This window comes from Microbacterium sp. RURRCA19A (assembly GCF_900156455.1).
In the GTDB taxonomy this organism is placed as follows: Bacteria; Actinomycetota; Actinomycetes; order Actinomycetales; family Microbacteriaceae; genus Microbacterium.
In genome coordinates this window covers 895,643-919,131 of sequence record NZ_FTNQ01000001.1, presented here as the reverse complement: position 1 = coordinate 919,131, position 23,489 = coordinate 895,643, and the positions used below count along the sequence as shown (strand labels likewise).

The window sequence follows — 23,489 nt, the reverse complement described above, 5'->3', positions numbered from 1 at the left end:
CCGTTCGCGTCAGCGTGCGGCGGGGACCGCGGACGCGACGGCGTCCTCGACGGTGCGGTGCAGGAACGTGAAGCCTGCGTTCTTGAGCACGGCGGGGCGGACATCGGCATCCGAGGTCAGCAGCGCCTCCGTCGCGTCGCGACCGAGGGCGAGCTTCATGCCCCACACCGGAGCGCGCAGGATGTACGGCCGATTCATCCGCCGGGCCAGCGCGAAGCCGAGGTCGTTCGCGGTGGCGCGGGTGGGTCCGGTGAGGTTCACCGGGCCGTCGATGTCCGAGTCGATGACGTGGCGGATGGCACGCACCTCGTCGTCGAGCGTGATCCACGGCCACACCTGCGTCCCGCGGCCGATCGGTCCGGACGCGCCCAGCCTGGTCAACAGCAGGAGCGGCTTGAGCACGCCTCGTTCGTGCACGATCGGTGCCGTTCGCAGCAGAGCGACGCGGGCGTGAGAGCCCGCGTCTTTCGCGGCGTGCTCCCACTCGACGCAGATGTCGGCGAGCAGGCCCTCACCGCGCCCGGATGCCTCGGTGAGGACGGCGCCGGGCTGCGATCCGTAGTACCCCGTCGCGGAGGCGTTGACGAGCGCCGGGGCGTCGGCCCCGAGTTCGCGGATCGCCGCGGCGAGCGTACGGGTGGGGGTGATCCGCGACCAGAGCAACCGGCTCTTGTAGGCGGGGGTCCACGGGAACCGTCCGATCGACGCGCCGTTCAGGCACACGACCGCGTCCGCACCGGCGAGCACGTCGGGATCGAGGGGCGTGGCATCGTCCAACCACTGCACCTCGTGCGGGCCGGATGCCGGATGCCTCACCAGCGACGTCACCTCGACGCCGTCGGCGCGCAACGCCTCGGCCAACGCCGAGCCGATGAGGCCCGACGCGCCGGCGAGGACGACGCGTCGGGCGGGGGACTCAGGCAAGCGTGGCCTCGAGCGTGATGTCGATGCCCGCGAGCGCCTGCGAGACGGGGCAGTTCGCCTTGGCGTCGTTCGCGATCTTCTCGAACGTCGCGGCGTCGAGGCCCGGAACGACGGCGTTGACGTTCAGGTGGCTGCCGGTGATGCCGGTGCCGGGCTTGAAGGTCACCGAGGCGGTCGCGTCGATCGACTCGGGCGGCGTCCCGTTCTCGGCGAGGGCGTTGGAGAGGGCCATGCTGAAGCACGACGAGTGGGCGCCGGCCAGGAGCTCCTCGGGGGTCGTGACCGAGCCGGATCCCTCGCTGCGCGCCTTCCAGTTCACATCGAACGTGCCGATCCCCGATGAGGTGAACGTGACCTCACCCGATCCCTCGAACAGGCTGCCCTTCCAGGCGGTGGTGGCTTCGCTGGTGACGGACATTCGAACCTCCGTGTGTGGGCGCAGCCCGATGCGGCTGCGGCGCAGATCAGCCTAGCCACGGCCGCCGACGCGGCGGAGGTCTTGACAGCCCGCGCTGGTCCGATGCTCAGGCCGCGGAGGGCCGACGGCGGCCGACGAGGCCCGCGCGCTGGAGGACCAGGTAGAGCTGGCATCCGAGGCACAGTCCGAACACCGCGTTCAGGAACGCGGCGACGAAGGCCATCGCCGCGGCGATCGGGAGCGCCCACGGCACGCCCGCGAGGTGCAGGAGCAGGCCCACGGCGGTGACGAACAGGCCGACGCCCTGCGCGAAGCGCGGCGGGCGCGGGTCCTCGAACTCGGTGGGAGCAGCCAGGCGCGGCTGCACCACGCGGCGGTAGAGCACTCCCCACGGGGCGGTGCGGGGCGACGCGACTCCCCAGACGAAGAGCAGGGCGATCACCAGCAGGAGAAGGAAGCCGGGGTCGAGGATGCGCGCCGACAGGGGTGCGGCGGCGAGATCGCCGGTGGCGACGCCGATCAACGACAGGAACGTCGCGACCAGCAGGAGGACGGCGGTGATGGATGCCGCGAACCGCGGCCCGCGGACATCGATGCGCTGGACTTCAGGCACGGGCGGACTCCTCTTGCAGGCGGCTCAGTTCGAGCTCGACGACGGCGCGGCCCGGGGTGCCGCCGAAACGGGTGCGGATCGCCCCGTGGCGGTCGAGGACCAGGGTGGTGGGGGTCTGCAGCACGCGGAAGTGCTGAGCGATGTCGGGGCGGTGCGTCAGGTCGACGTCCAGGTGGCGCACGCCCTCCCGGTCGTCGGCGATGTCCGACAGCATGCGGTGTACTCCGGGGCAGCGTGCGCACATCTCGGTGCTGAACTGCAGCAGCGTCGCCTCCTCGCCGAGTCCGTCGGCGCCCAGCCGGCGCGGATCGACGATCTCTGCGGAGTCCACGGTGCGGGCGCGTCCCTGCGTACGGCGGAAGACGACGCCGGCACCCACGGCGACCACGACGAGCGCGGCGATCACGAGGAGAGCAAGGGTGAGGTCCACGACCGACAACGCTAACGCGCGACGGGGGGGACGGGGGCCGATGAGTCGCCGAATGACGCTCCCGTCCGGTGTTTCCTCAGCGGTCGTCCAGCTACGGGTTCCATCGACGGGGCGCACGGCAGCGCGCGCTCCGTCCGGGTGTCCGAGCACCCCGGTATCGTGAGGGCCGTGACCGCCGACATCCCCACGCCCTACGAAGATCTCCTCCGCGACGTCCTCGCCTCGGGTGTGCACAAGTCCGATCGCACCGGCACCGGCACCACGAGCGTGTTCGGTCGACAGATCCGGTTCGACCTGGCCCAGGGATTCCCGCTCGTGACGACGAAGCGCGTCCACATGAAGTCGATCGTGTACGAACTCCTGTGGTTCCTGCGCGGGGAGTCGAACGTCGGGTGGCTGCAGCAGAACGGCGTGACGATCTGGGACGAGTGGGCGGATGCCGACGGCGAGCTCGGCCCCGTCTACGGCGTCCAGTGGCGCTCGTGGCCGACGGCCGACGGCGGCGAGATCGACCAGATCTCGCAGGTGATCGACCAGATCCGTCGCGATCCCGACTCGCGTCGCCTGATCGTGTCGGCCTGGAACCCCGCCGACATTCCCGACATGGCTCTCGCCCCGTGCCACGCGCTCTTCCAGTTCTACGTCGCCGACGGCAAGCTCTCGTGCCAGCTCTATCAGCGCAGCGCCGACATGTTCCTGGGCGTCCCCTTCAACATCGCGTCCTACGCGCTGCTCACGCTGATGATCGCCCAGCAGGTCGGGCTCGAACCGGGCGAGTTCGTCTGGACCGGCGGCGACTGCCACGTGTACGACAACCATCGCGCTCAGGTGACCGAGCAGCTCACGCGCGACCCGTACCCGTACCCGACGCTGCGGTTCGCCCGGAAGCCCGACTCGATCTTCGACTACACGTACGACGACATCGTGGTCGAGGACTATCGGCACCACCCCGCGATCCGGGCCGCCGTCGCCGTATGACCAGGCTCGGGCTGGTCTGGGCGCAGGCGCACGACGGCGTGATCGGTGCCGGCGGGGGGATGCCGTGGCACGTGCCCGAAGACCTGGCGCACTTCCGCGCCGTGACGGGCGGGTCCGACGTCATCATGGGGCGCCGCACGTGGGAGTCGCTCCCACCGCGGTTCCGCCCGCTGCCCGGCCGCCGGAACATCGTGGTCTCCCGGTCCGTCGCGTGGGCCGATTCCGGGGCCGAGCGCGCCGACTCGCTCGACGCGGCACTGCGGCTGGCGAGCACCGACGACGTGTGGGTCATCGGCGGCGGGCAACTGTACGCCGAAGCCATCGGTCGCGCCGAGATGCTGGAGGTGACACGGCTAGACCTCGACGTGGACGGCGACACGGTCGCGCCCGGCCTCGGCGGCTGGACGCGGGTCGCCGCCGACCCCGAGGAGGGCTGGCAGGTCTCCCGCACCGGGATCCGCTACCGCTTCGAGACCTACGCGCGGGGGAGCGCCGCGTGACCCGCACCGCGTTGGTCACCGGCGCGAGCTCGGGTCTCGGCGCCGAGTTCGCCCGCCAGCTGGCCGCCCGCGGCGCCGACGTGGTGCTCGTCGCGCGTGATCGCGCAGCCCTCGCCGCGGTGGCCGAGCGCATCCGTGCCGATTTCGGGACGCACGTCGACGTGCTGGTCGCCGACCTCCTCGACGACGACGAGCGCGGGGCGGTCGAGGCGCGCCTGGCCGCGGGTGTCGACGTGCTCGTCAACAACGCCGGATTCGGTCTCGACCTGGCGTTCGAGAAGACCGACGTCGCCGACGAAGTCCGCCACCTGCGTCTGCACGTCGAGGCGGCTCTGCGCCTGACCCACGCGGCGCTGCCGACCATGCTCGAGCGCGGCGGCGGCAGGATCGTCAACGTCGCCTCCGTGGCCGGATTCGTTCCTCGGGGGACGTACGGCGCCGTCAAGGGGTGGCTCATCTCCTTCAGCCGATGGGCGAATGTGGTCTACGGTCCGCGCGGGGTGTCCGTCACGGCGGTGTGCCCGGGATTCGTCCACACCCACTTCCACGAACGCCTCGGGCTTCCGCCGGGGCAGGAGGGGGTCCCACCCGGGATGTGGCTCACGGCCGACACCGTGGTGCGCGAGGGGCTGCGCGCCGCCGCGCGCGGGCGCTCGGTGTCCATTCCGTCGCTGCGCTACAAGCTCCTCGTGGCCGTCTCGCGTCTGCTGCCCGACCGGACCGTCGTGAAGGCCGCCGCCCGGGGTCGCTGAGGTCAGCGGAAGCGTCCGAGGTGGATGCCGGCGAACGCCAGCGCCGCGATCGTCTCACCGTCGGTGATGGTGCCGTCCGCCACGAGACCGAGCACGTCGGCGAACGGGATCCAGCGCACGGCCTCGATGCCCTCCTCTCGCTGTGACGCCGTGGCATCCGCGATGTGCAGGTCCTGCGCGAGGAACACGTGCTCGGGGGCCTCCGCGATGCCATTGAGGGCGTGCATACGGCCGATGTGGTCCCACCGGGCCGCGCTGACGCCGCTCTCTTCCCGCAGCTCGCGCTGCGCGGCCACCAGCGGGTCCTCGCCGTCGCTGCCGCCGGACGGCAGCTCGAGCGAGCGCCCGGTCGTGTAGCGCTCGAGCTCCACCATGCACAGACGTGCCCGATCGTCGATCGCGATGACGAACACCGAGGGCTGCTGCATCCGGACCACACCGTAGATCCCGTCGCCGTCGGGGCCGGTCACCTCGTCCTCTCGAACGTGGATCCAGCGGTTCTCGTACACGGTGCGGGAGGAGCGGGTGGTCCAGACCATGCGGTCAGCCTAGGGTGACGGCGGGATCCCGCCCCGCGGGTGGGGGAGATGTTCATCCACGGCCCGTGCTCGACCGGGGAAGCCGGGTACTGAACCGATAACCTGAGAGCATGACGCACTCCGGCAACCCCTTCGGTCAGGTGCTCGTCGCGCTCGTCACTCCGATGACGGCCGACGGCGAGGTCGATTGGCCCGCCGTCGAGAAGCACATCGACGACGTCGTCAGCGCGGGCGCCGACGGTGTCGTCGTCACGGGCACGACGGGCGAGACCTCGACGCTCACCGACCCCGAGAAGCTCCGCCTCGTCGAGGTCGGCAAAGACGTGGCGGCCGGCCGCGCCAAGATCATCACCGGTGGCGGCTCGAACGAGACCGCGCACGCCATCGAGCTGTACAAGGCCAGCGAGAAGGCCGGCGCCGACGGCATCATGATCGTCACGCCCTACTACAACAAGCCCACCCAGGCCGGCATCCTGACCCACTTCCGTCTCGTCGCGGATGCCACCGACCTCCCGGTGATCCTCTACGACATCCCCGGCCGCACCGGCGTCGAGATCAAGTACGAGACGATCCTGCGCCTCGCGAAGCACCCGAACATCCTCGCCGTCAAAGACGCCAAGGGCGACTTCAGCGAGGTCAGCCGCGTGCTCAACCAGACCGACCTGATGTACTTCTCCGGCGACGACGCCAACGTGCTGCCGCACCTCGCGATCGGCGCTGCGGGCCTCATCGGCGTCACGGCGAACATCACCGCCACGCCGTATCGGACGATCGTGGATGCCGTGAACCGCGGGGACCTGGCGACGGCCACCGCGGAGCACAAGCGCCTCGAACCGCTCGTCCGCGCCGTCATGACCCACGTGCCCGGCACGGTCGCGGCGAAGTACATCCTGCACGGGCTCGGCCGCATCGGCAGCCCGCGCGTGCGTCTGCCGCTGGTCGGTCCGGAGGAGTGGGAAGCCGCGACGATCGAGGACGAGCTGGCGCTGGTCCGCGACGTTCCGGGCGCCGACTTCTCCAACTTCCGTCCCGACCGCAACGCGGCCGCCGGCGGTGCGCTGCCCAAGGTGCACGGCACCACGAGATAAGCATCGGCGTCCGCCGAACCGCGGCCAGGGACGCCACACGAAGGGATGCCGCGACGCGGTATCCGAGGAGGCACCATATGCCCACGACCATCTACGATCCCCCCACCCTCGCACCCGGAACCCTCCGCGTCGTCCCGCTCGGCGGCCTCGGCGAGGTCGGCCGCAACATGACGGTGTTCGAGTTCGAGGGGAAGCTCCTCATCGTCGACTGCGGCGTGCTCTTCCCCGAGGAGCACCAGCCCGGCGTCGACCTGATCCTGCCGGACTTCGACCCCATCCGACACCGCCTCGACGACATCGTCGGCGTCGTGCTCACCCACGGGCACGAAGACCACATCGGGGCCGTCCCGTACCTCCTCAAGCTCAAGAACGACATCCCCCTCATCGGCTCCGGGCTCACCCTCGCCCTCATCGAGGCGAAGCTCAAAGAGCACCGCATCCGCCCGTTCACGCTGACGGTGCAGGAGGGGCAGCGCGAGCAGGTCGGGCCGTTCGACCTCGAGTTCGTCGCGGTGAACCACTCGATCCCGGATGCGCTCGCCGTGGCGATCCGCACCCCCGCGGGCCTCGTCCTGGCCACCGGCGACTTCAAGATGGACCAGCTGCCGCTCGACGGCCGCATCACCGACCTGCGCGCGTTCGCGCGGCTCGGTGAGGAGGGCGTCGATCTGTTCCTCGTCGACTCCACGAATGCCGATGTCCCCGGTTTCACGCCCACCGAGCGGGGCATCGGTCCCGTGCTCGACCAGGTGATCGCGAAGGCGCCGCGCCGTGTCGTCGTGGCCAGCTTCTCGAGCCACGTGCACCGCGTGCAGCAGGTCCTGGATGCCGCGCACGCCAACGGGCGTCGCGTCGCGCTCCTCGGGCGCAGCATGGTCCGCAACATGGGCATCGCGGCCGATCTCGGTTACCTGAACGTGCCGGACGGCGTGCTGATCGACTACAAGAAGGCGCGCGACCTCCCCGACGACAAGATCGTCTACATGTCGACCGGTTCGCAGGGCGAGCCGATGGCGGTGCTCAGCCGCATGGCCAACCTCGACCACGCCATCGAGCCGGGCGAGGGCGACACGATCATCCTGGCCTCCAGCCAGATCCCCGGGAACGAGAACGCCATCTACCGCGTGATCGACGGGCTGACGAAGCTGGGTGCGACCGTCGTGCACAAGGGCAACGCCAAGGTGCACGTCTCGGGCCACGCCGCCGCGGGCGAGCTGCTGTACTGCTACAACATCCTCAAGCCCAAGAACGTGCTGCCCGTCCACGGCGAGTTCCGGCACCTCATGGCCAATGCGAAGCTGGCACAGGAGACGGGCATCCCCGCCGAGCGGACCATCCTCGGCGAGAACGGCACCGTGGTCGACCTCCGCGACGGCCGCGCCGAGGTCGTCGGCCAGCTCGACATCGGTTTCGTCTACGTCGACGGCTCGTCGGTGGGCGAGATCACGGATGCCGATCTGAAGGATCGCCGGATCCTCGGCGAGGAGGGCTTCATCTCGGTCATCGTGGTCGTCGACCGCCAGACCGGGAAGATCATCTCGGGCCCCGAGGTGCACGCGCGCGGGTTCGCGGAGGATGCCGCGGTGTTCGAGAGCGTCAAGCCCAAGATCGCCGCGGCTCTCGCCGAGGCCGCGCAGTCGGGCGTGCGCGACACGCACGCGCTGTCGCAGATCGTCCGTCGCACGATCGGTCGCTGGGTGAACCAGTCGCTGCGTCGTCGCCCGATGATCGTGCCGCTCGTCATCGAGGCGTGAGCCCCGGGTCCGCTCCTCCCGGTGGGGAGCGGACCCCGCAGAGGTGACGCGCGGGTCGGTATCATGCGGGGCATGCCCGCCATCCCGATCCGCGCGGCGCTCCCGTCCGACGGTGCTTTCCTCGCCGACATGACGGTGGAGGCCGCCAATTGGCGCGCCGGCAGCGTCCGGCCCCGCCACGAGGTGCTCAGCAGCCCCGACCACCAGCGGTACATCGCCGGGTGGCAGCGTCCGGGCGACGCGGGATTCGTGGCGGAGTCACCCGCGGGCGAGGCCATCGGAGCGGCCTGGTACCGCATGCTGCCGCGCAGCGAGCCCGGCTACGGCTGGGTCGGCACCGGCGTCCCGGAGCTGATCATCGGCGTGCGTCCCGTATGGCGTGCGCACGGTGTCGGGCGTGCCCTGCTGCAGAGTCTCGTCGCGCATGCGCGGGCCCAGGGGTATTCGCGGATCAGCCTGAGCGTCGAGCGCGACAATTTCGCCCGCGTCTTCTACCGCACCGAAGGCTTCGCCGTCACGCGAGCGGGACAGGGACGCGACGTGATGGTGAAGACCCTGCGCTGACGCGCGGGTATCGGTCCTGCCCCGAACCCCGCGTCGGTGCGCGCGAATGTCGGGGGCTCGGCCTACCGTGGGGGAATGGCCCGCAGCACGTCCACGTCCGGCGGTCGCGCCCCCGCGAAGCGACAGGCGCGACCGAAAGCCTCGGCGCCCGCACCCCAGCGCTACGTCGATGACCCCGAGAAGCCTCCGGTCGCCGTGCGCGCCTGGACGGCGCTCGCGCACGGCGTCGGCGGAATGTTCCGCGTCTTCGGCCCCGAGACCCTCGAACGCGAGCAGCGTCGTGACGGGTTCCCCTTCTTCCTCGTCCTGCTCGCCGTCGCCGGTGCCGTGGTCGAGTGGTTCTTCATCGGCAACGACGTCGCCGCGACCATCAGCGCGTACAGCTTCGGCGCGATCATCGGCCGCGTCGCGTTCGTCTTCCCGGTGCTGCTGCTCCTGCTCGCGGGCTGGCTGTTCCGGCATCCCTCGTCCGTCCATGACAACGGGCGCATCGGCATCGGGTTCGCGCTGTTCGTCATCTCGATGGCCGGCTTCTGCCACGTCGCGGGCGGAGGACCGGCACCGAGCGAGGGCCTGCCGCGGTTGAGCCTCGCCGGGGGGCTCGCGGGGTGGATGAGCGGGGAACCCCTGTCTCTGCTGCTCACCGACGTCGGTGCCTACATCGCCCTGTCCGTCCTGACGATCCTCAGCATCCTGATCCTCACGAAGACGCCACCGAACCGGATCGGTCAGCGTCTCGGCGACCTGTACTCGTGGATGTTCGGTGCCGAGCGGGTCGAGAAGGACGCGACGACCGCCGTGCTTCCGACGGACGCCGACGACGACCCGCCGGCGGAGAAGTCGCTGCCGTGGTGGCGGCGGAACAAGTCCGGGCGCGAAGAGGACGTCGACGGCGACCTCGGCTCCGACGATCTGACGACCCTGCTCTCGCCCGCCGCGACGCAGGGGGGATTCGAGTCGGCGTTCGTCGCGCCCGCCGCACCCGCGTCGCCGCCGGCGCGACCCCCGCTGCCGCCCGCGCCCGATGCGCTCACCGAGATCATCGACCCCGCGGCTCTGGCGGGCATCGCCACCGGTCGCGGACTCCACGACGACTCGCCGACGCTCGACGAGCCCGGCGACGACGACCTGCCCGGCATCTCCGGCCTCGGCGGCGACAACGCGGGGCTGCCGCCGTCGGCGAACTACCGCCTGCCGTCGGTGGCCGCCCTCGCGGCGGGCACACCGCCCAAGGAGCGGTCGTCGGCGAACGACGCGGTCGTCCGGGCCATCGAAAGCGTCATGGAGCAGTTCAAGGTCGACGCACGCGTCACCGGATTCTCCCGTGGCCCGACGGTGACCCAGTACGAGATCGAAGTCGGCCACGGCGTGAAGGTCGAGCGCATCACCGCGCTCACCAACAACATCGCCTACGCCGTCGCGTCCAACGAGGTGCGCATCCTCGCCCCGATCCCCGGCAAGAGCGCGATCGGCGTCGAGATCCCCAACGCCGACCGCGAGATCGTCACGCTGGGAGACATCCTGCGCTCGGATGCCGCGACCACGTCGACGCACCCGATGACCATCGGCGTCGGCAAGGACGTCGGTGGCGGATTCGTCGTCGCGAACCTGGCCAAGATGCCCCACCTCCTCGTCGCCGGATCGACGGGTTCGGGTAAGTCGAGCTTCGTCAACTCGATGATCACGAGCCTGCTCATGCGGGCGAAGCCGTCCGAGGTGCGGATGGTCCTCATCGACCCGAAGCGCGTCGAGCTCACGTCCTACGCCGGTGTGCCGCACCTGATCACGCCCATCATCACCAACCCCAAGAAGGCCGCCGAGGCGCTGCAGTGGGTCGTGAAAGAGATGGACATGCGCTACGACGACCTCGCGTCGTTCGGCTTCCGCCACATCGACGACTTCAACAAGGCCGTGGTCGCGGGGGAGATCCAGTTGCCCGCCGGCAGCGAGCGCGTGCTGAAGCCGTACCCGTACCTGCTCGTGGTGGTCGATGAGCTCGCCGACCTCATGATGGTCGCCCCGCGCGACGTCGAGGACTCGATCGTGCGCATCACGCAGCTGGCCCGCGCCAGCGGCATCCACCTCGTCCTCGCGACGCAGCGCCCCTCCGTCGACGTGGTCACGGGCCTCATCAAGGCGAACGTGCCCTCGCGTCTGGCCTTCGCCGTGACGAGCGTCACCGATTCGCGCGTCATCCTCGATCAGCCGGGCGCCGACCGCCTCATCGGCCAGGGCGACGGCCTGTTCCTGCCCATGGGGGCATCCAAGGCTGTCCGCGTGCAGGGTGCGTGGGTGAGCGAGCAGGAGATCGAGCGCGTCGTCGCCCACGTCACGCAGCAGGCACGCCCCGAGTACCGCTCCGACGTACAGGCTGCCGCCGAGAAGAAAGAGATCGACGCCGATATCGGCGACGACCTCGAACTGCTGCTCGCCGCCGCGGAGCTGGTCGTGTCGACGCAGTTCGGGTCTACTTCCATGCTCCAGCGGAAGCTGCGCGTCGGTTTCGCGAAGGCGGGTCGACTCATGGACCTCCTGGAGTCCCGTGAGATCGTCGGGCCCTCCGAAGGGTCCAAGGCGCGCGATGTGCTGGTCACGAACGAGCAGCTGCCCGCCGTCCTCGCCCGCCTGCGTGGCGAGGAACCGCCGGAGGGCGCTGCCGAGGACGACAGGTACGGTCAGGACGCCGTTGCCGCCCAGTACGACGGGTTGCCCGTCGTCGAGGACGACGAGGGCTCCGAAGACGCCTGGCAGCTGACAGGACGCGACTGATGGCCGTGCACCCGCAACTCCCCAACGCGATCACGGTGGCGCGCATCCTGTGTGCGCCGGTGTTCCTCTGGATGCTCCTCGCCGACGGAGGCACCGGGGGAGGGCTGCGGTGGGCCGCGGCTATCGTGTTCATCGTCGCGATCGCGACGGACGGCGTCGACGGCTACATCGCGCGCCGATACGAGATCGTCAGCGACCTCGGGAAGCTTCTCGACCCGATCGCGGACAAGGCGCTCACGGGTGTGGCATTCGTCGGGCTGTCCATCCTCGGGGAGCTTCCCTGGTGGGTGACCATCGTCGTGCTCGTCCGCGAGATCGGCATCACGGTCTACCGTTTCCTGGTCGTCAGCGACCATGTGCTCGCCGCGGCCTGGATGGGCAAGCTCAAGACGGTCGCGCAGGCGGTGGCGCTCTCGATCGCGCTCCTGCCCTTCGCCGCGCTGTCGGATGCCACCGCCTGGCAGACGACCGTCTGGTGGGCGGGCGCCGTCACGATGACGATCGCGGTCATCCTCACGATCGCCTCGGGGATCGACTACGTCGTCTCGGAGGTCCGCGGGGCCCGCGCGAAGCGGAGCACCCGGTGATCGACGGCGTGCCCGACGACCTCGACGAGACACTGGTCCGCGATCCGCGTGAGAGCGCGGCCGTCCTTCTCGATCGGCTCGTCGAGCTCGGCTGGACGGTGGCCGTCGCGGAATCCCTGACGGGGGGAATGGTCGTCTCTTCCCTCGTGGACGTGCCTGGAGCCTCCCGCGCCGTGCGGGGCGGCATCGTGGCCTACGCGACGGATCTCAAACACAGCGTCCTCGGGGTCGACCCGGCGCTTCTCGAAGCCCACGGGGCGGTCCACCCGCGCGTGGCGCGCCAGATGGCCCGTGGTGTGCGCGACGTCCTCGGTCAGGACGGCGTCCCGACCGATGTCGGCATCGCCACCACCGGGGTCGCCGGCCCCGACCCTCAAGACGGGCAGTCAGTGGGGACGGTGCACATCGCCGTCTCGACGCCCCTCGGCACGCGTGTGGACTCCCTCGTCCTGTCGGGCGACAGGGACCGCATCCGGCGGGAGGCCACGCACCTGGCCATCCGCCGGGCGCTTGCCGCGCTGTGAGCGATGCGCGGCGCGGCGAGGGGGAACAAATGATGACACATCCGCGTTGTTGTGGTCGATTCCCATCCAGTGCCCAGCGCGCGGCATTAGGGTGACCTGAAACGGTGTTGTACCGTTGTCCACCCGGGCAGCGGAGGAATCGGTAGTGAGGAGGGGTTCACATGATCCTGGTCCGTCAAGAGATCGGCGAGGTCCTGCGTGAGCTCCGCCAGCAGAAGGGTCGTACCCTTCGTCAGGTCGCCAGCCGTGCCAGTGTGGCACTGGGTTACCTGAGCGAGGTCGAGCGCGGCCAGAAAGAGGCGTCCAGCGAGATTCTCGCATCGGTCGCCGAGGCCCTCGACGTTCCCATTTCGACGATCATGCGCGAGGTCGGTGACCGCCTGTCGGTCCTCGAAGGCCTGCAGAGCTTCCCGGACGTCGTTCCCGACGACCTGGTGGCGGCGGTCGAGCCCGAGCTGTCCCTGCACTGACACCGCGGAATGCGACGGAGCGAATTCGATCGCGCGGTGGCCGATGAGTTCGGGGCGCGGGGAAGTTCCCTGCTGACCGATCTGGTGCTGACCTCCGTCGGGGGTCGTACGAGCGCCGATGCGCTTGCTGCCGGTGTCGACCCCCGCGACGTCTGGATCGCGCTGTGCGAGGAGACGGACGTGCCCCGCGAGCGACGGTACGGCGTGGGGCGTCTCGACCCGCGGCGCCGCTGATCGGCCACCCCGCGCGGTGACCGCGGGACGGTTCGGGAGGCCCGTGCGTCCGTTCCGCGTCTTCGGGTGTCGCGGCGCGCCGTGCGGCGTGTCATCGAATCTTCGTTCGATTTGCGCGTAGGCTCCTGCACATCGGAGTTTCGGACGTCCTCGTCCACAGAAGCCGGGGTTTCCTCCGCCGATGTCGGAGGCCCTCCCTAACGTGATCGATGTCGAACGACACTCTGAACGCCTTGTCGGGCATCCCCTCCGTCGGAGGGGAGCGCGACAGCCTATAGGCGACGGAACGCGAGAAGAAAGTAGACGTCATGCCCTCACCCGCAGAGCGCGAGAAGGCCCTCGAATCGGCCCTCGCCCAGATCGACCGGCAGTTCGGAAAGGGCTCGGTCATGCGACTGGGCAGTGACGAGCGCGCCCCGATCGAGACCATTCCCACCGGCTCGGTCGCCCTCGACGTGGCGCTCGGTATCGGCGGCCTTCCCCGTGGCCGCATCATCGAGATCTACGGCCCGGAGTCCTCGGGTAAGACCACGCTGACCCTCCACGCCATCGCCAACGCGCAGCGCGCCGGCGGCATCGCGGCATTCATCGACGCCGAGCACGCGCTCGACCCCGAGTACGCGAAGAAGCTCGGCGTCGACATCGACGCTCTCCTCGTCTCGCAGCCCGACACCGGTGAGCAGGCGCTCGAGATCGCCGACATGCTGATCCGTTCCGGCGCCATCGACCTCGTCGTCATCGACTCCGTGGCCGCCCTCGTTCCCGAGGCCGAGATCAAGGGTGAGATGGGAGACTCCCACGTGGGTCTGCAGGCGCGTCTGATGTCTCAGGCGCTCCGCAAGCTCACGGGTGGTCTGAACACCACCAAGACGACGGCGATCTTCATCAACCAGCTGCGAGAGAAGATCGGTGTGTTCTTCGGTTCGCCCGAGACCACGGCCGGAGGAAAGGCGCTGAAGTTCTACGCGTCCGTCCGCCTCGACATCCGTCGCATCGAGACGCTGAAGGACGGTACCGAGGCCGTGGGCAACCGCACCCGCGTGAAGGTCGTCAAGAACAAGATGGCGCCGCCGTTCAAGCAGGCCGAGTTCGACATCCTCTACGGCGTGGGCATCTCGCGCGAGGGAAGCCTGATCGACTTCGGCGTCGAGCACGGCATCGTCAAGAAGTCGGGCGCGTGGTACACCTACGACGGTGAGCAGCTGGGACAGGGCAAAGAGAACGCCCGCAACTTCCTGATCAAGAACGCCGACGTCGCCGCCGAGATCGAGTCGAAGATCAAGGGCAAGCTCGGCATCGGCGCTCCTGCCGCCGCCGCTGCTCCGGCCGCAGACGAGCTCGCCGCCCGCCGACCCGCCTGATGACCGACGACGCCAGCCGCCCGGGCCGCGTCTCCGCTGCTGCGGAGCGCGGTGCGGGCGGTCGCATGACCGGCGACGGCCTGGCACCGGTCATTCCGCTCTTCGGTTCGCGCGCCCCCGCGTCCGGGGCCTCCGGCGCCGATGACCACGGCTCAATGCCGCGCGACAGCGAGACGCCGGGCTGGTCTCGCCCGGGCAGCGGGTTCGCCGACTCGGCTCCGACCGAGACGCCGGACGAGATCCGCGACCGCGCCGAGGGGATTCTCCTGCGCAAGCTCCGCGGCCGATCCCTGTCGTTGGCGGAGGCCCGCACGGCGCTCGGCGGAGTCGACGGTGTCGATGAGTCCGTCATCGAGGAGGTGGTGGCGAAGTTCGTCGACCTCGGCTACCTCGATGACGAAGCGTTCGCCGAGCAGTTGGCGATGTCGGCGATCGAACGTCGAGGGCAAGGTCGCCGCGCGGTCGTGCAGACGCTCCGCAAGCGCGGCATCTCCCGTGAGGTGGCCGATGCCGCGATCGCCGAGCTGCCCGATGACGACGCGGAGCGCGCGTTGGATTTCGCGCGTTCCAAGGCGCGCAACGTGGGCGGCAAGGATTACGACGCCAGTCTGCGTCGACTCGCCGGACAGCTCGCTCGTCGGGGCTATTCCTCGTCGGTCTCGCTCGAGGCCGCCCGGCAGGCCCTGGCCGAGGCGGGCATCCGGCGTGCGCCGTTCTCACGACCGGCCGCGTCGTCGGGCGTCCGGTTCACCCCCGACGAGTGACGTCCCGCGCCGCCTGTGCGCGCTCGATCCCGACCCCGCCTCTCGTCTGACCGGCGCTTAGAATGGCACGCATCATGACGACCCCCCTATCGACACCGACGATCATCGCGCCCTCCGAGGCCGCCCTCACAGCCGACGGCCGTGCACGCACGTACGAGGTGCGCACGTTCGGCTGCCAGATGAACGTCCACGATTCCGAGCGTCTCTCCGGCTCGCTGGAGAGCGCCGGTTACGTCAGGGCGGAAGCGGGCACCGACGCCGACGTCGTCGTCATCAACACCTGCGCCGTGCGCGACAACGCGGCCGGCAAGCTCTACGGCACCCTCGGCCACCTGAAGTCCCGCAAGGACGCGCACGGTGGGATGCAGATCGCCGTCGGAGGCTGCCTCGCCCAGATGGACAAAGATGCCGTGCAGCAGAAGGCCCCGTGGGTCGACGTCGTCTTCGGCACCCACAACATGGGGTCGCTTCCGGGCATGCTCGAGCGCGCGCGCCACAACGGCGAGGCCGAGCTCGAGATCCTCGAGTCCCTCGAGATCTTCCCTTCCACGCTCCCCACGAAACGCGACTCCGTACACAGCGGGTGGGTGTCCATCTCGGTCGGCTGCAACAACACCTGCACCTTCTGCATCGTCCCGAGCCTCCGCGGCAAAGAGAAGGATCGCCGACCCGGCGACATCCTGAACGAGATCCGGCTGCTCGTCGACGACGGGGCGATCGAGGTGACATTGCTCGGCCAGAACGTGAACTCCTACGGTGTCGAGTTCGGTGACCGGCTGGCGTTCGGCAAGCTCCTGCGCGCCGCCGGTGAGATCGACGGTCTGGAGCGCATCCGCTTCACCAGCCCGCACCCGGCGGCGTTCACCGACGACGTGATCGCGGCGATGGCCGAGACTCCGTCGGTCATGCCCCAGCTGCACATGCCGCTGCAGTCGGGATCCGATCGGATTCTCAAGGCCATGCGCCGGTCCTACCGCAGCGAACGGTTCCTCGGCATCCTGGACCGAGTCCGCGAGCAGATCCCGTACGCCGCGATCACGACGGACATCATCGTCGGATTCCCGGGCGAGACGGATGCCGACTTCGAAGAGACCATGCGCGTGGTGGAGGCCTCCCGCTTCGCGAGCGCGTTCACGTTCCAGTACTCGATCCGCGAGGGCACTCCCGCCGCGACGATGGACGACCAGGTGCCCAAGGCGATCGTCCAGGAGCGGTACGAGCGTCTGATCACCCTGCAGGAACGCATCTCCCTCGAGGAGAACCAGAAGCAGCTCGGCCGTCGGCTCGAGGTGCTGGTCTCGACGGGCGAGGGGAAGAAGGATGCCGCGACGCGACGCCTGACGGGGCGCGCCGAAGACAATCGTCTCGTGCACTTCGAGGTGTCCGAGGGCTCGGCGCTCCCGCGTCCGGGTGACGTCGTCTCGGTGGCTGTGACGCACGCCGCGCCGTTCTATCTGCTGGCCGATGCGGTGGCGGGCGAGCCGCTGCGCATCCGCCGCACGCGCGCGGGCGACGCCTGGGACCGCGCGCAGGCGGAGTCGTGCGGCGTGCCGGCGCCGAGCGCCGATGCGGGCGCCCCCCGTGCCGTGTCGCTCGGCCTCCCGAGCCTGCGTATCGGCGGGTGATCGCCGACGCCGCCCCGCGGGTGTGGGCGATCGTCGGAGCGACCGGGACCGGGAAGACCCGCCTCTCGCTCGATCTGGCGGATGCTCTGCGCGGTCGGGGACGCGCCGCGGAGATCGTGAACGCCGATGCGATGCAGCTGTACCGCGGTATGGACATCGGTACGGCCAAGCTTCCCGAGTCCGAGAGGCGTGGCATCCCGCACCACCTCTTCGACGCCCTCGCCGTCACCGACGAGGCCGCGGTGGCCTGGTATCAGCCGACGGCGCGGCAGACGATCAGCGCCGTGCTCGCGCGCGGGGCGGATGCGATCCTCGTGGGCGGTTCGGGGTTGTATGTCTCGAGCGTGCTGTGGGACTTCCGCTTCCCGCCGCGCGATTCCGCCGTCCGTGTGGGGCTCGAGGCCGAGCTCGAGCGCGTGGGTCCGGGCGTCCTCTTCGAGCGGCTGCGCACGAGTGACCCCGCGGCCGCCGCGCGTATCGATCCGCGGAACGGACGACGCGTCATCCGCGCGCTCGAGGTGCTGGCGCTGGGCGAGGACACTCACGGGGGTGCACTTCCCGCCGCACCCGATCCCTGGCATCCGCGGACGTCCATCCTCGCGACGCAGATCGAGCGCGAGACCCTCGTCGGTCTGCTCGACGCGAGGGTCGAGGGGATGTGGGAACAGGGTCTGCTCGACGAGGTGTCCGATCTGCGCGCCGCGGGGATCGAGCGCGGCGCCACGGCCGCGCGGGCGATCGGGTACGCGCAGGCACTGGCGGAGCTGCGCGGTGAGATGACGCGCGGCGAGGCGATCGCCGAGACCCAGGCGCTCACACGGCGCTACGCCCGGCGCCAGGTGTCGTGGTTCCGTCGGTATGCCGATGCCCGGTGGATCGACGCCCGCACCGTGTCCGCGGCCGCGCTGGCGGAGGAGATGGCGGGGTGAACGTGCGCATCAGGTCGTTCCGGACCGCGGACGAAGACGCAGTCGTGGCCCTGTGGGAGCAGACCGGGCTGACGCGGCCGTGGAACGATCCGCGCGCCGACATCCGACGCAAGCTCACCGTGCAGCCCGAGCTCTTCCTCGTCGCGGTGGACGGCGACGCCGTGGTCGGTAGCGTCATGGCCGGGTACGACGGACGCCGTGGCTGGCTGTACTACCTCGCCTCGGCCCCCTCGCACCGGGGGCAGGGGATCGGGCGAGCGCTCGTGGCCGAGGCCGAACGACTCCTGGAGGCCATGGGGTGTCCGAAGGTGCAGTTGATGGTGCGGCCGGACAACGCCTCCGCGCGGGGGTTCTACGACGCGCTGGGATACGTCTCGTTCGAGACCTGGGCGACGGGGCGTCGCCTGATCGTCGACGGACCGGGCGGTCCGGCCTGACGACGTGCACGACGGTCGTGCGGCGGTGATCCCTAGACTGGACGCCATGGCGACTCTCGCGTTCACCAAGGGCCACGGCACCGGTAACGACTTCGTGATCGTGTCCGACCCGGACGGCGAGCTCGACCTCTCCGACGACCAGGTCGCGATCCTGTGCGACCGCCACTTCGGGATCGGTGCGGACGGCCTCCTCCGCGTCGTCCGGTCCGCGGCCATCGACGAGGGGGCGGATGCCGCCGCCGCGGGCGCCGAGTGGTTCATGGACTACCGCAACGCGGACGGTTCCAAGGCCGAGATGTGCGGCAACGGCACGCGGGTGTTCGCCCGGTACCTGACCGACACCGGTCTCGCGGACATCGCCGGCGGCTTGCGCATCGGAACGCGTGCGGGAGTGAAGACCCTGACCCGCAGCGACCGCGGCTTCGAGGTCGACCTGGGGGAGTTCGCCATCCAGCCCGGCGACGTGCTGGTTCGCGCCAAGGGCCTGGCCGTCGCGCGGCCGGGGGTCGGTGTCGACGTCGGCAATCCGCACGTGGTCGTGGCGCTCTCCTCCGACGCGGAACTCGAGGGCGCGGAGCTGGCCTATCAGCCGGTCCTGGACCCGGCGCCTCGGCACGGGGCGAACGTGGAGTTCGTGGTCCCGGCCGACCCGCTCGTACGGGACGGCGTCGGGGCGATCACGATGCGCGTGTTCGAGCGCGGCGTCGGTGAGACCCTCAGCTGCGGGACGGGCGTCGCGGCCGCGGCCCTCGCCGTACGCCACTGGGCCGGATCCGCGGCACCCGACGCGTGGGTGGTCGAGACGCGGGGCGGAACTCTGGGCGTGCGCGTCGCCGAGGGGCGCGTGTTCCTCTCCGGCCCGGCATCCCTGGTGTTCACCGGAGAAGTCGCCCTCGCCTGAACCGCCGTGCGGCCCGCGCGCCTCAGATCGCGTCGGTGATGACGTCGATCGGTTCGCTCGGCGGCGAACCGTGACGACGTACCCGCAGAACCCGGTAACCGCGCCCGGTCGCTGCGCGGTGCACCGAGAAGCCGCTTGTGAACGTCGCGGTCAGCCAGCGCTGCAGTGAATCCGAGCCGAGGTTCCGCTGCACGACGAACCATCCGTCGGAACGCTCCGCCAGACGGGGGATCCAGTGCTCCAGCATGCCGTGGAGCTCGTTCTTCCCCACTCGGATGGGCGGATTCGACCGGATGGTCCGGAAGGAGATCCCGTCGGGAACATCCTCGGGGCGGACGGCGTTGACATTGGTGAGGCCGAGGAGTTCCGCGTTCCGTCTGACGAGGTCGAGAGCACGCTCATTGACGTCGACGGCCCAGACGGTGGCGTGCGGAGCGTCCAGCGCCAGGCTCAGCGTGATCGGGCCCCAGCCGCTTCCCAGGTCGAGGAAGTTCCCACCGGCGGGCGGGGCCGGAGTGTTGGCCAGGAGCACCGAAGTACCGGCATCCAGTCGGTCCGGACTGAACACACCGCCGGCGGTCACGACTTCGAGCTCACGCCCGGCGAGGGTGACACGGAGGCGGCGGAATTGTTCGGGACTCGACGGCGACGCGCTGAAATAGTGGTCGCTCCCCATGCCATGGAAGCGTAGCGGACCGGAGCCTCCGTCGTGGGGGCGACTAAAGTGCGAGGATGCCGCGGCACCGCCCGTGGACGAAAGGAACACATGACCGAACAGACCACACCCCCGAGCATCGACGAGACGCCGGTCGACCCGGTCGACCGTGTGCTCGCGCGCGCCGATGCGCATCGCGGGGTCCGGGTCTTCGGCGCAGCTCAGGCGCTTCAGGACGCCGCCACCGCCTACGGCGGATCGGCCGACGGAGACCAGTGGGATCGCGAGGAGCGCGCGGCGCTTCGGCGTGTCCCCGGACTGTCCACGGAGCTGGAAGACGTCACCGAGGTCGAGTACCGACAGCTGCGTCTCGAGAACGTGGTCCTGGTCGGCGTGCATCCCCAGGGCGAGCAGACGGATGCCGAGAACTCGCTGCGCGAGCTGGCCGCGCTGGCCGAGACGGCCGGTGCGGTCGTGCTGGACGGCGTGCTGCAGCGTCGCCCCCACCCGGACCCCGCGACGTACGTCGGCCGAGGCAAGGCGCAGGAGCTGCGCGACATCGTCGCCGCGGTGGGTGCCGACACCGTCATCGCCGACACGGAGCTCGCCCCCAGCCAGCGGCGCGCCCTCGAGGATGTGGTGAAGGTCAAGGTGATCGACCGGACGACGGTGATCCTCGACATCTTCAGCCAGCACGCGAAGAGTCGCGAGGGCAAGGCCCAGGTCGAACTCGCGCAGCTCGAGTACCTGCTGCCGCGCCTGCGCGGCTGGGGCGACTCGATGTCTCGTCAGGCGGGTGGTCAGGTCGGTGCCGGCGGCGCCGGCATGGGATCCCGTGGACCCGGTGAGACGAAGATCGAGCTGGACCGCCGCCGCATCCGCACCAAGATGGCGCTGCTGCGCAAGCAGCTGCGCGACTTCGCTCCCGCCCGCGAGGCCAAGCGCGCGGAGCGCAAGCGTCACACGATCCCGTCCGTCGCGATCGCCGGGTACACCAACGCCGGCAAGTCGAGCCTGCTCAACCGGCTCACCAGCGCCGGGGTGCTGGTGGAGAACGCGTTGTTCGCGACCCTGGATGCCACGGTCCGCCGGTCCGAGACCTCGGACGGCCGTGTGTACACCCTCACCGACACCGTCGGCTTCGTCCGCAACCTTCCGCACCAGCTGGTCGAGGCGTTCCGTTCGACGCTGGAGGAGGTCGGCGATGCCGACGTCATCCTCCACGTCGTGGACGCGTCGCACCCGGACCCCGCGGCACAGCTTTCGACGGTGCGCGACGTGATGGGAGACGTGGACGCGGACTTCGGCCACGAGATCGTGGTCTTCAACAAGGCCGATCTGCTGAGTCCCGACGATCGGCTCGTCCTGCGCGGGCTCGCCCCCGCCGCGCTGTTCGTGTCGTCCCGCACCGGCGAGGGCATCGACGAGCTGCGGGCCGCGATCGAGGAGGCGCTGCCCCTCCCCGCGGTGGAAGTGCGGGCGGTCGTGCCCTACGACCGCGGTGACCTGGTCTCGGCGGTCCACGAGACCGGCCTGATCGTGGCGCAGGAGCATCGCGAGCAGGGAACGTTCCTGCACGCGCACGTCGGTGCGCGACTCGCGGCCGAACTCGCTCCGTTCGCGGCCTGATCGACTTCCTCCACGACGACGCCCCGCTGCCCGGCAGGGCGTCGTCGTGTCCGCCCGGTCAGTCGAGGGTGAACGGAGGGATGCCGGGGGTGTCGAACCCGAACACCGCGCCGAGGAAGCCGAGCTCGCGCTGAAGGGAGTCCACGACGGTCTCCGCTCGACGGAAGCCGTGACCCTCGCCCTCGTACAGGACGTACGAGTGCGCGACTCCGTGGGCGGCGAGGGCGTCGCGGATCGCTTCGGCCTGCGACGGCGGGACGACGCGGTCTTCCGCGCCCTGCAGGATCAGGAGAGGGACACGGAAGCGCTCCGGGTGCGTCAGCGGTGACCTGTCGAGGTAGACCGCTTCGGCTTCGGGGAGCGGCCCGATGAGACCGTCGAGGTAGCGCGCCTCGAAGTCGTGGGTGTCCTCCGCGAGCGCCCGCGCATCGCCGACGCCGTAGCGGGATATCCCGGCCGAGAACACGTCGGTGTTCGTCACGGCGGCGAGCACGGTCCAGCCGCCCGCGGATCCGCCGGCGATCGCGAGGCGTCGGGGGTCGGCGAGGCCGGCGGACGCGAGAGCGGATGCCGCCGCCGCGACGTCGTCGACATCCACGACCCCCCACTGACCCCGCAGTCGCTCGCGATAGGCGCGGCCGTAGCCCGTGGAACCGCCGTAGTTGACGTCGAGCACGCCGATCCCGCGGCTCGTGAAGAAGGCCGTCTTCGGCGAGGGGGCGGGTCCGACATGAGAGGTCGGACCGCCGTGGACGAGGACGACGTACGGCGGGCGTTCGCCCTCCGGAGCCGTCACGTCGGGGTTCGTCGGTGGGTACGCATGGGCGTGCACCGGGCCGTGGGGGCCCTCGGTGGTGAGCGCGCGGGCGGTCGGCATCCATTCGGCACCCGGGCGGTCGCCGCCTCCGACCCGAGCGATCTCCCCGGTGTCGAGGTCGATGGACCACAGCCCCGACAGTCCCGTGGCGTCGGAGCCCGAGACGAGGGCGCGGGAGCCCCGCACATCGTCGATCGAGGCGCCCGCGACCACCGGCACGTCGAGCAGGCGGATGCCGCTGGGCGCGATCTCGACGATCTCGTCGCCGCCGTCCGTGCGCACGGCGATGATGCGACCGTCGGGGGTGGCGCCGAACCACCGGGTGCCGAGGACCCAGACCGGTCCGCCCGTGTCGGCGTCGGCCGGGGCGACGGGCTGGGCATCGCCGTCGAGCGGACGGCGGAAGAGATTCCACCGGCCTTCCGGATCGTCGGCGTAGAGCAGCTCGTCGTCACCGATCCAGACTGGCTGGAGCGGCGCGCGCCGATCGCCGCCGGCGAGATCGCGCACGGCTCCGGTGGCGAGATCCGCGACCCGCAGGACGGTGGCGTCCCACGGCATGTCCGGGTGGTCCCACGCGATCCAGGCCAGGCGTCGGCCGTCGGGGGAGAGCGCGGGGTGGGCGAGGAACGCGCTGCCCGCGGCGAGCACCTCCGCGCCGGAGCCGTCGAGCGGGATCCGCACGATTGCACGCGCGGGGACCCGCGCGGCTCCGTGGGTCTCGCGGACCGCGAGGAGGGCGTCGTGCTGCCAGGACAGGCCGCCATGCCGGACGTCGCCGTCCGCGGGGGTCAGAGCGCGCGGCTCTCCGCCCGGCCGGAGCGCGTAGACGCGCTGGTCGGACTTCTCGACGTAGAACAGCTCGCCGTCGTCGGACGCGGTCCACGCACCGCCGCCGTACTCGTGCACGGAGGACCGTGCGTTGCCGGGCGCGGGGAGCACCGTCTCGATCGATCCGTCCGCCCTTCGCCGCCGGACGGCGACGCGCCCGCCCTCGCTCGGGACGGATTCGCCCCACCACACGTCGTCGCCGACGATGCGCGCGCCGTCCAGCCGCGGCGACGATCGGGAGACCGTCTCGGGCGTCAGGGGAGAGGGCCAGGACCCGTAGGGGAGCGTCTGCGGCATGGCATCCACCCTACGGACCGGGTCGGACATGCCACGCCGTGCGTCGGTCGCCGCGGGGAAGCGACCGTACCGGTGCGTCCGCCCGCGGGCGAGGGCCTC

The 23,489-nt window shown here is 70.5% G+C and carries 25 protein-coding genes; 18 read left to right on the top strand and 7 right to left on the bottom strand.

All coding sequences use genetic code 11. From position 1 onward, the window contains the following. Positions 1 to 9: 9 nt before the first annotated feature. The 4 genes from BW982_RS04485 to BW982_RS04470 form a co-directional block, all read right to left on the bottom strand. Positions 10 to 924, bottom strand: coding sequence for a TIGR01777 family oxidoreductase (locus tag BW982_RS04485; protein ID WP_076490842.1), 915 nt, complete (start codon positions 922 to 924; stop codon positions 10 to 12). Continuing rightward, positions 917 to 1,342, bottom strand: coding sequence for an OsmC family peroxiredoxin (locus BW982_RS04480; protein WP_076490841.1), 426 nt, complete (start codon positions 1,340 to 1,342; stop codon positions 917 to 919). Before BW982_RS04480 ends, BW982_RS04485 begins: the two co-directional genes overlap by 8 nt. A 106-nt stretch (positions 1,343 to 1,448) precedes the next feature. Continuing rightward, entirely contained in the window at positions 1,449 to 1,955 is a 507-nt protein-coding gene (locus tag BW982_RS04475; RefSeq protein WP_076490840.1) for a DUF4395 domain-containing protein, read from the bottom strand. Further along, positions 1,948 to 2,385, bottom strand: coding sequence for a TlpA family protein disulfide reductase (locus tag BW982_RS04470; protein ID WP_076490839.1), 438 nt, complete (start codon positions 2,383 to 2,385; stop codon positions 1,948 to 1,950). Before BW982_RS04470 ends, BW982_RS04475 begins: the two co-directional genes overlap by 8 nt. A 168-nt stretch (positions 2,386 to 2,553) precedes the next feature. On the opposite strand from BW982_RS04470, the gene BW982_RS04465 reads away from it, so the two are divergent. From BW982_RS04465 to BW982_RS04455, 3 genes are read left to right on the top strand one after another with little or no spacing between them, the layout of a single operon-like run. Further along, a complete protein-coding gene (locus BW982_RS04465) occupies positions 2,554 to 3,363 on the top strand; it encodes a thymidylate synthase (protein WP_076491860.1) in 810 nt (269 codons plus the stop codon). Next, complete coding sequence (locus tag BW982_RS04460; protein WP_076490838.1) at positions 3,360 to 3,863, top strand: dihydrofolate reductase; 504 nt, start codon at positions 3,360 to 3,362, stop codon at positions 3,861 to 3,863. Before BW982_RS04465 ends, BW982_RS04460 begins: the two co-directional genes overlap by 4 nt. Next, positions 3,860 to 4,615 (top strand): SDR family NAD(P)-dependent oxidoreductase, encoded by a 756-nt coding sequence (locus tag BW982_RS04455; RefSeq protein WP_076490837.1) that lies wholly within the window; start codon positions 3,860 to 3,862, stop codon positions 4,613 to 4,615. Before BW982_RS04460 ends, BW982_RS04455 begins: the two co-directional genes overlap by 4 nt. Before the next feature lie 2 nt (positions 4,616 to 4,617). On the opposite strand, the gene BW982_RS04450 is transcribed toward BW982_RS04455, so the two are convergent. Continuing rightward, positions 4,618 to 5,154 carry an NUDIX domain-containing protein gene (locus BW982_RS04450; protein WP_076490836.1) on the bottom strand — a complete coding sequence of 179 codons (537 nt, stop codon included), beginning with the start codon at positions 5,152 to 5,154 and terminating at the stop codon, positions 4,618 to 4,620. A gap of 110 nt (positions 5,155 to 5,264) precedes the next feature. Here BW982_RS04450 and dapA point away from each other — a divergent pair, with 110 nt between their 5' ends. From dapA to dapF, 14 genes are all read left to right on the top strand, one after another. After that, the gene (gene dapA / locus BW982_RS04445; protein WP_022878057.1) at positions 5,265 to 6,242 is read left to right on the top strand and encodes a 4-hydroxy-tetrahydrodipicolinate synthase; all 978 of its coding nucleotides are present in this window, start codon (positions 5,265 to 5,267) and stop codon (positions 6,240 to 6,242) included. 77 nt (positions 6,243 to 6,319) lie between these two features. After that, positions 6,320 to 7,996 (top strand): ribonuclease J, encoded by a 1,677-nt coding sequence (locus tag BW982_RS04440; RefSeq protein WP_076490835.1) that lies wholly within the window; start codon positions 6,320 to 6,322, stop codon positions 7,994 to 7,996. Positions 7,997 to 8,068: 72 nt separating this feature from the next. Next, positions 8,069 to 8,560 carry a GNAT family N-acetyltransferase gene (locus tag BW982_RS04435; RefSeq protein WP_076491858.1) on the top strand — a complete coding sequence of 164 codons (492 nt, stop codon included), beginning with the start codon at positions 8,069 to 8,071 and terminating at the stop codon, positions 8,558 to 8,560. 75 nt (positions 8,561 to 8,635) lie between these two features. Next, on the top strand, positions 8,636 to 11,329 hold the full coding sequence (locus BW982_RS04430) for an FtsK/SpoIIIE family DNA translocase (RefSeq protein WP_076490834.1): 2,694 nt from the start codon (positions 8,636 to 8,638) through the stop codon (positions 11,327 to 11,329). After that, the gene (gene pgsA / locus BW982_RS04425; protein ID WP_076490833.1) at positions 11,329 to 11,916 is read left to right on the top strand and encodes a CDP-diacylglycerol--glycerol-3-phosphate 3-phosphatidyltransferase; all 588 of its coding nucleotides are present in this window, start codon (positions 11,329 to 11,331) and stop codon (positions 11,914 to 11,916) included. Before BW982_RS04430 ends, pgsA begins: the two co-directional genes overlap by 1 nt. Beyond that, positions 11,913 to 12,440 carry a CinA family protein gene (locus BW982_RS04420; protein WP_076490832.1) on the top strand — a complete coding sequence of 176 codons (528 nt, stop codon included), beginning with the start codon at positions 11,913 to 11,915 and terminating at the stop codon, positions 12,438 to 12,440. The genes pgsA and BW982_RS04420 overlap by 4 nt, the downstream gene beginning before the upstream one ends. 161 nt (positions 12,441 to 12,601) lie before the next feature. After that, positions 12,602 to 12,910 carry a helix-turn-helix domain-containing protein gene (locus tag BW982_RS04415; RefSeq protein ID WP_076490831.1) on the top strand — a complete coding sequence of 103 codons (309 nt, stop codon included), beginning with the start codon at positions 12,602 to 12,604 and terminating at the stop codon, positions 12,908 to 12,910. Between the two features lie 9 nt (positions 12,911 to 12,919). Further along, a complete protein-coding gene (locus BW982_RS04410; protein WP_076490830.1) occupies positions 12,920 to 13,144 on the top strand; it encodes a DUF3046 domain-containing protein in 225 nt (74 codons plus the stop codon). 308 nt (positions 13,145 to 13,452) lie between these two features. Further along, entirely contained in the window at positions 13,453 to 14,505 is a 1,053-nt protein-coding gene (recA, locus tag BW982_RS04405) for a recombinase RecA (RefSeq protein ID WP_076490829.1), read from the top strand. Then, positions 14,505 to 15,269 carry a regulatory protein RecX gene (locus tag BW982_RS04400; protein WP_076490828.1) on the top strand — a complete coding sequence of 255 codons (765 nt, stop codon included), beginning with the start codon at positions 14,505 to 14,507 and terminating at the stop codon, positions 15,267 to 15,269. Before recA ends, BW982_RS04400 begins: the two co-directional genes overlap by 1 nt. 74 nt (positions 15,270 to 15,343) lie before the next feature. Further along, the gene (gene miaB, locus BW982_RS04395) at positions 15,344 to 16,894 is read left to right on the top strand and encodes a tRNA (N6-isopentenyl adenosine(37)-C2)-methylthiotransferase MiaB (RefSeq protein WP_076491856.1); all 1,551 of its coding nucleotides are present in this window, start codon (positions 15,344 to 15,346) and stop codon (positions 16,892 to 16,894) included. Further along, the gene (gene miaA, locus BW982_RS04390; protein ID WP_254845520.1) at positions 16,891 to 17,823 is read left to right on the top strand and encodes a tRNA (adenosine(37)-N6)-dimethylallyltransferase MiaA; all 933 of its coding nucleotides are present in this window, start codon (positions 16,891 to 16,893) and stop codon (positions 17,821 to 17,823) included. The genes miaB and miaA overlap by 4 nt, the downstream gene beginning before the upstream one ends. Then, positions 17,820 to 18,260: a GNAT family acetyltransferase gene (locus BW982_RS04385; RefSeq protein ID WP_076490827.1), complete on the top strand. Its 441-nt coding sequence runs from the start codon at positions 17,820 to 17,822 to the stop codon at positions 18,258 to 18,260. The genes miaA and BW982_RS04385 overlap by 4 nt, the downstream gene beginning before the upstream one ends. Positions 18,261 to 18,306: 46 nt before the next feature. Further along, positions 18,307 to 19,161: a diaminopimelate epimerase gene (gene dapF / locus BW982_RS04380; RefSeq protein WP_076490826.1), complete on the top strand. Its 855-nt coding sequence runs from the start codon at positions 18,307 to 18,309 to the stop codon at positions 19,159 to 19,161. A gap of 22 nt (positions 19,162 to 19,183) precedes the next feature. On the opposite strand, the gene BW982_RS04375 is transcribed toward dapF, so the two are convergent. Continuing rightward, complete coding sequence (locus BW982_RS04375) at positions 19,184 to 19,837, bottom strand: class I SAM-dependent methyltransferase (protein WP_076490825.1); 654 nt, start codon at positions 19,835 to 19,837, stop codon at positions 19,184 to 19,186. 90 nt (positions 19,838 to 19,927) lie between these two features. Here BW982_RS04375 and hflX point away from each other — a divergent pair, with 90 nt between their 5' ends. Beyond that, positions 19,928 to 21,445, top strand: a complete 1,518-nt coding sequence (gene hflX / locus BW982_RS04370; protein WP_076490824.1) for a GTPase HflX — start codon at positions 19,928 to 19,930, stop codon at positions 21,443 to 21,445. Between the two features lie 58 nt (positions 21,446 to 21,503). On the opposite strand, the gene BW982_RS04365 is transcribed toward hflX, so the two are convergent. Then, entirely contained in the window at positions 21,504 to 23,390 is a 1,887-nt protein-coding gene (locus BW982_RS04365; RefSeq protein WP_076490823.1) for a S9 family peptidase, read from the bottom strand. Positions 23,391 to 23,489: the final 99 nt, after the last annotated feature.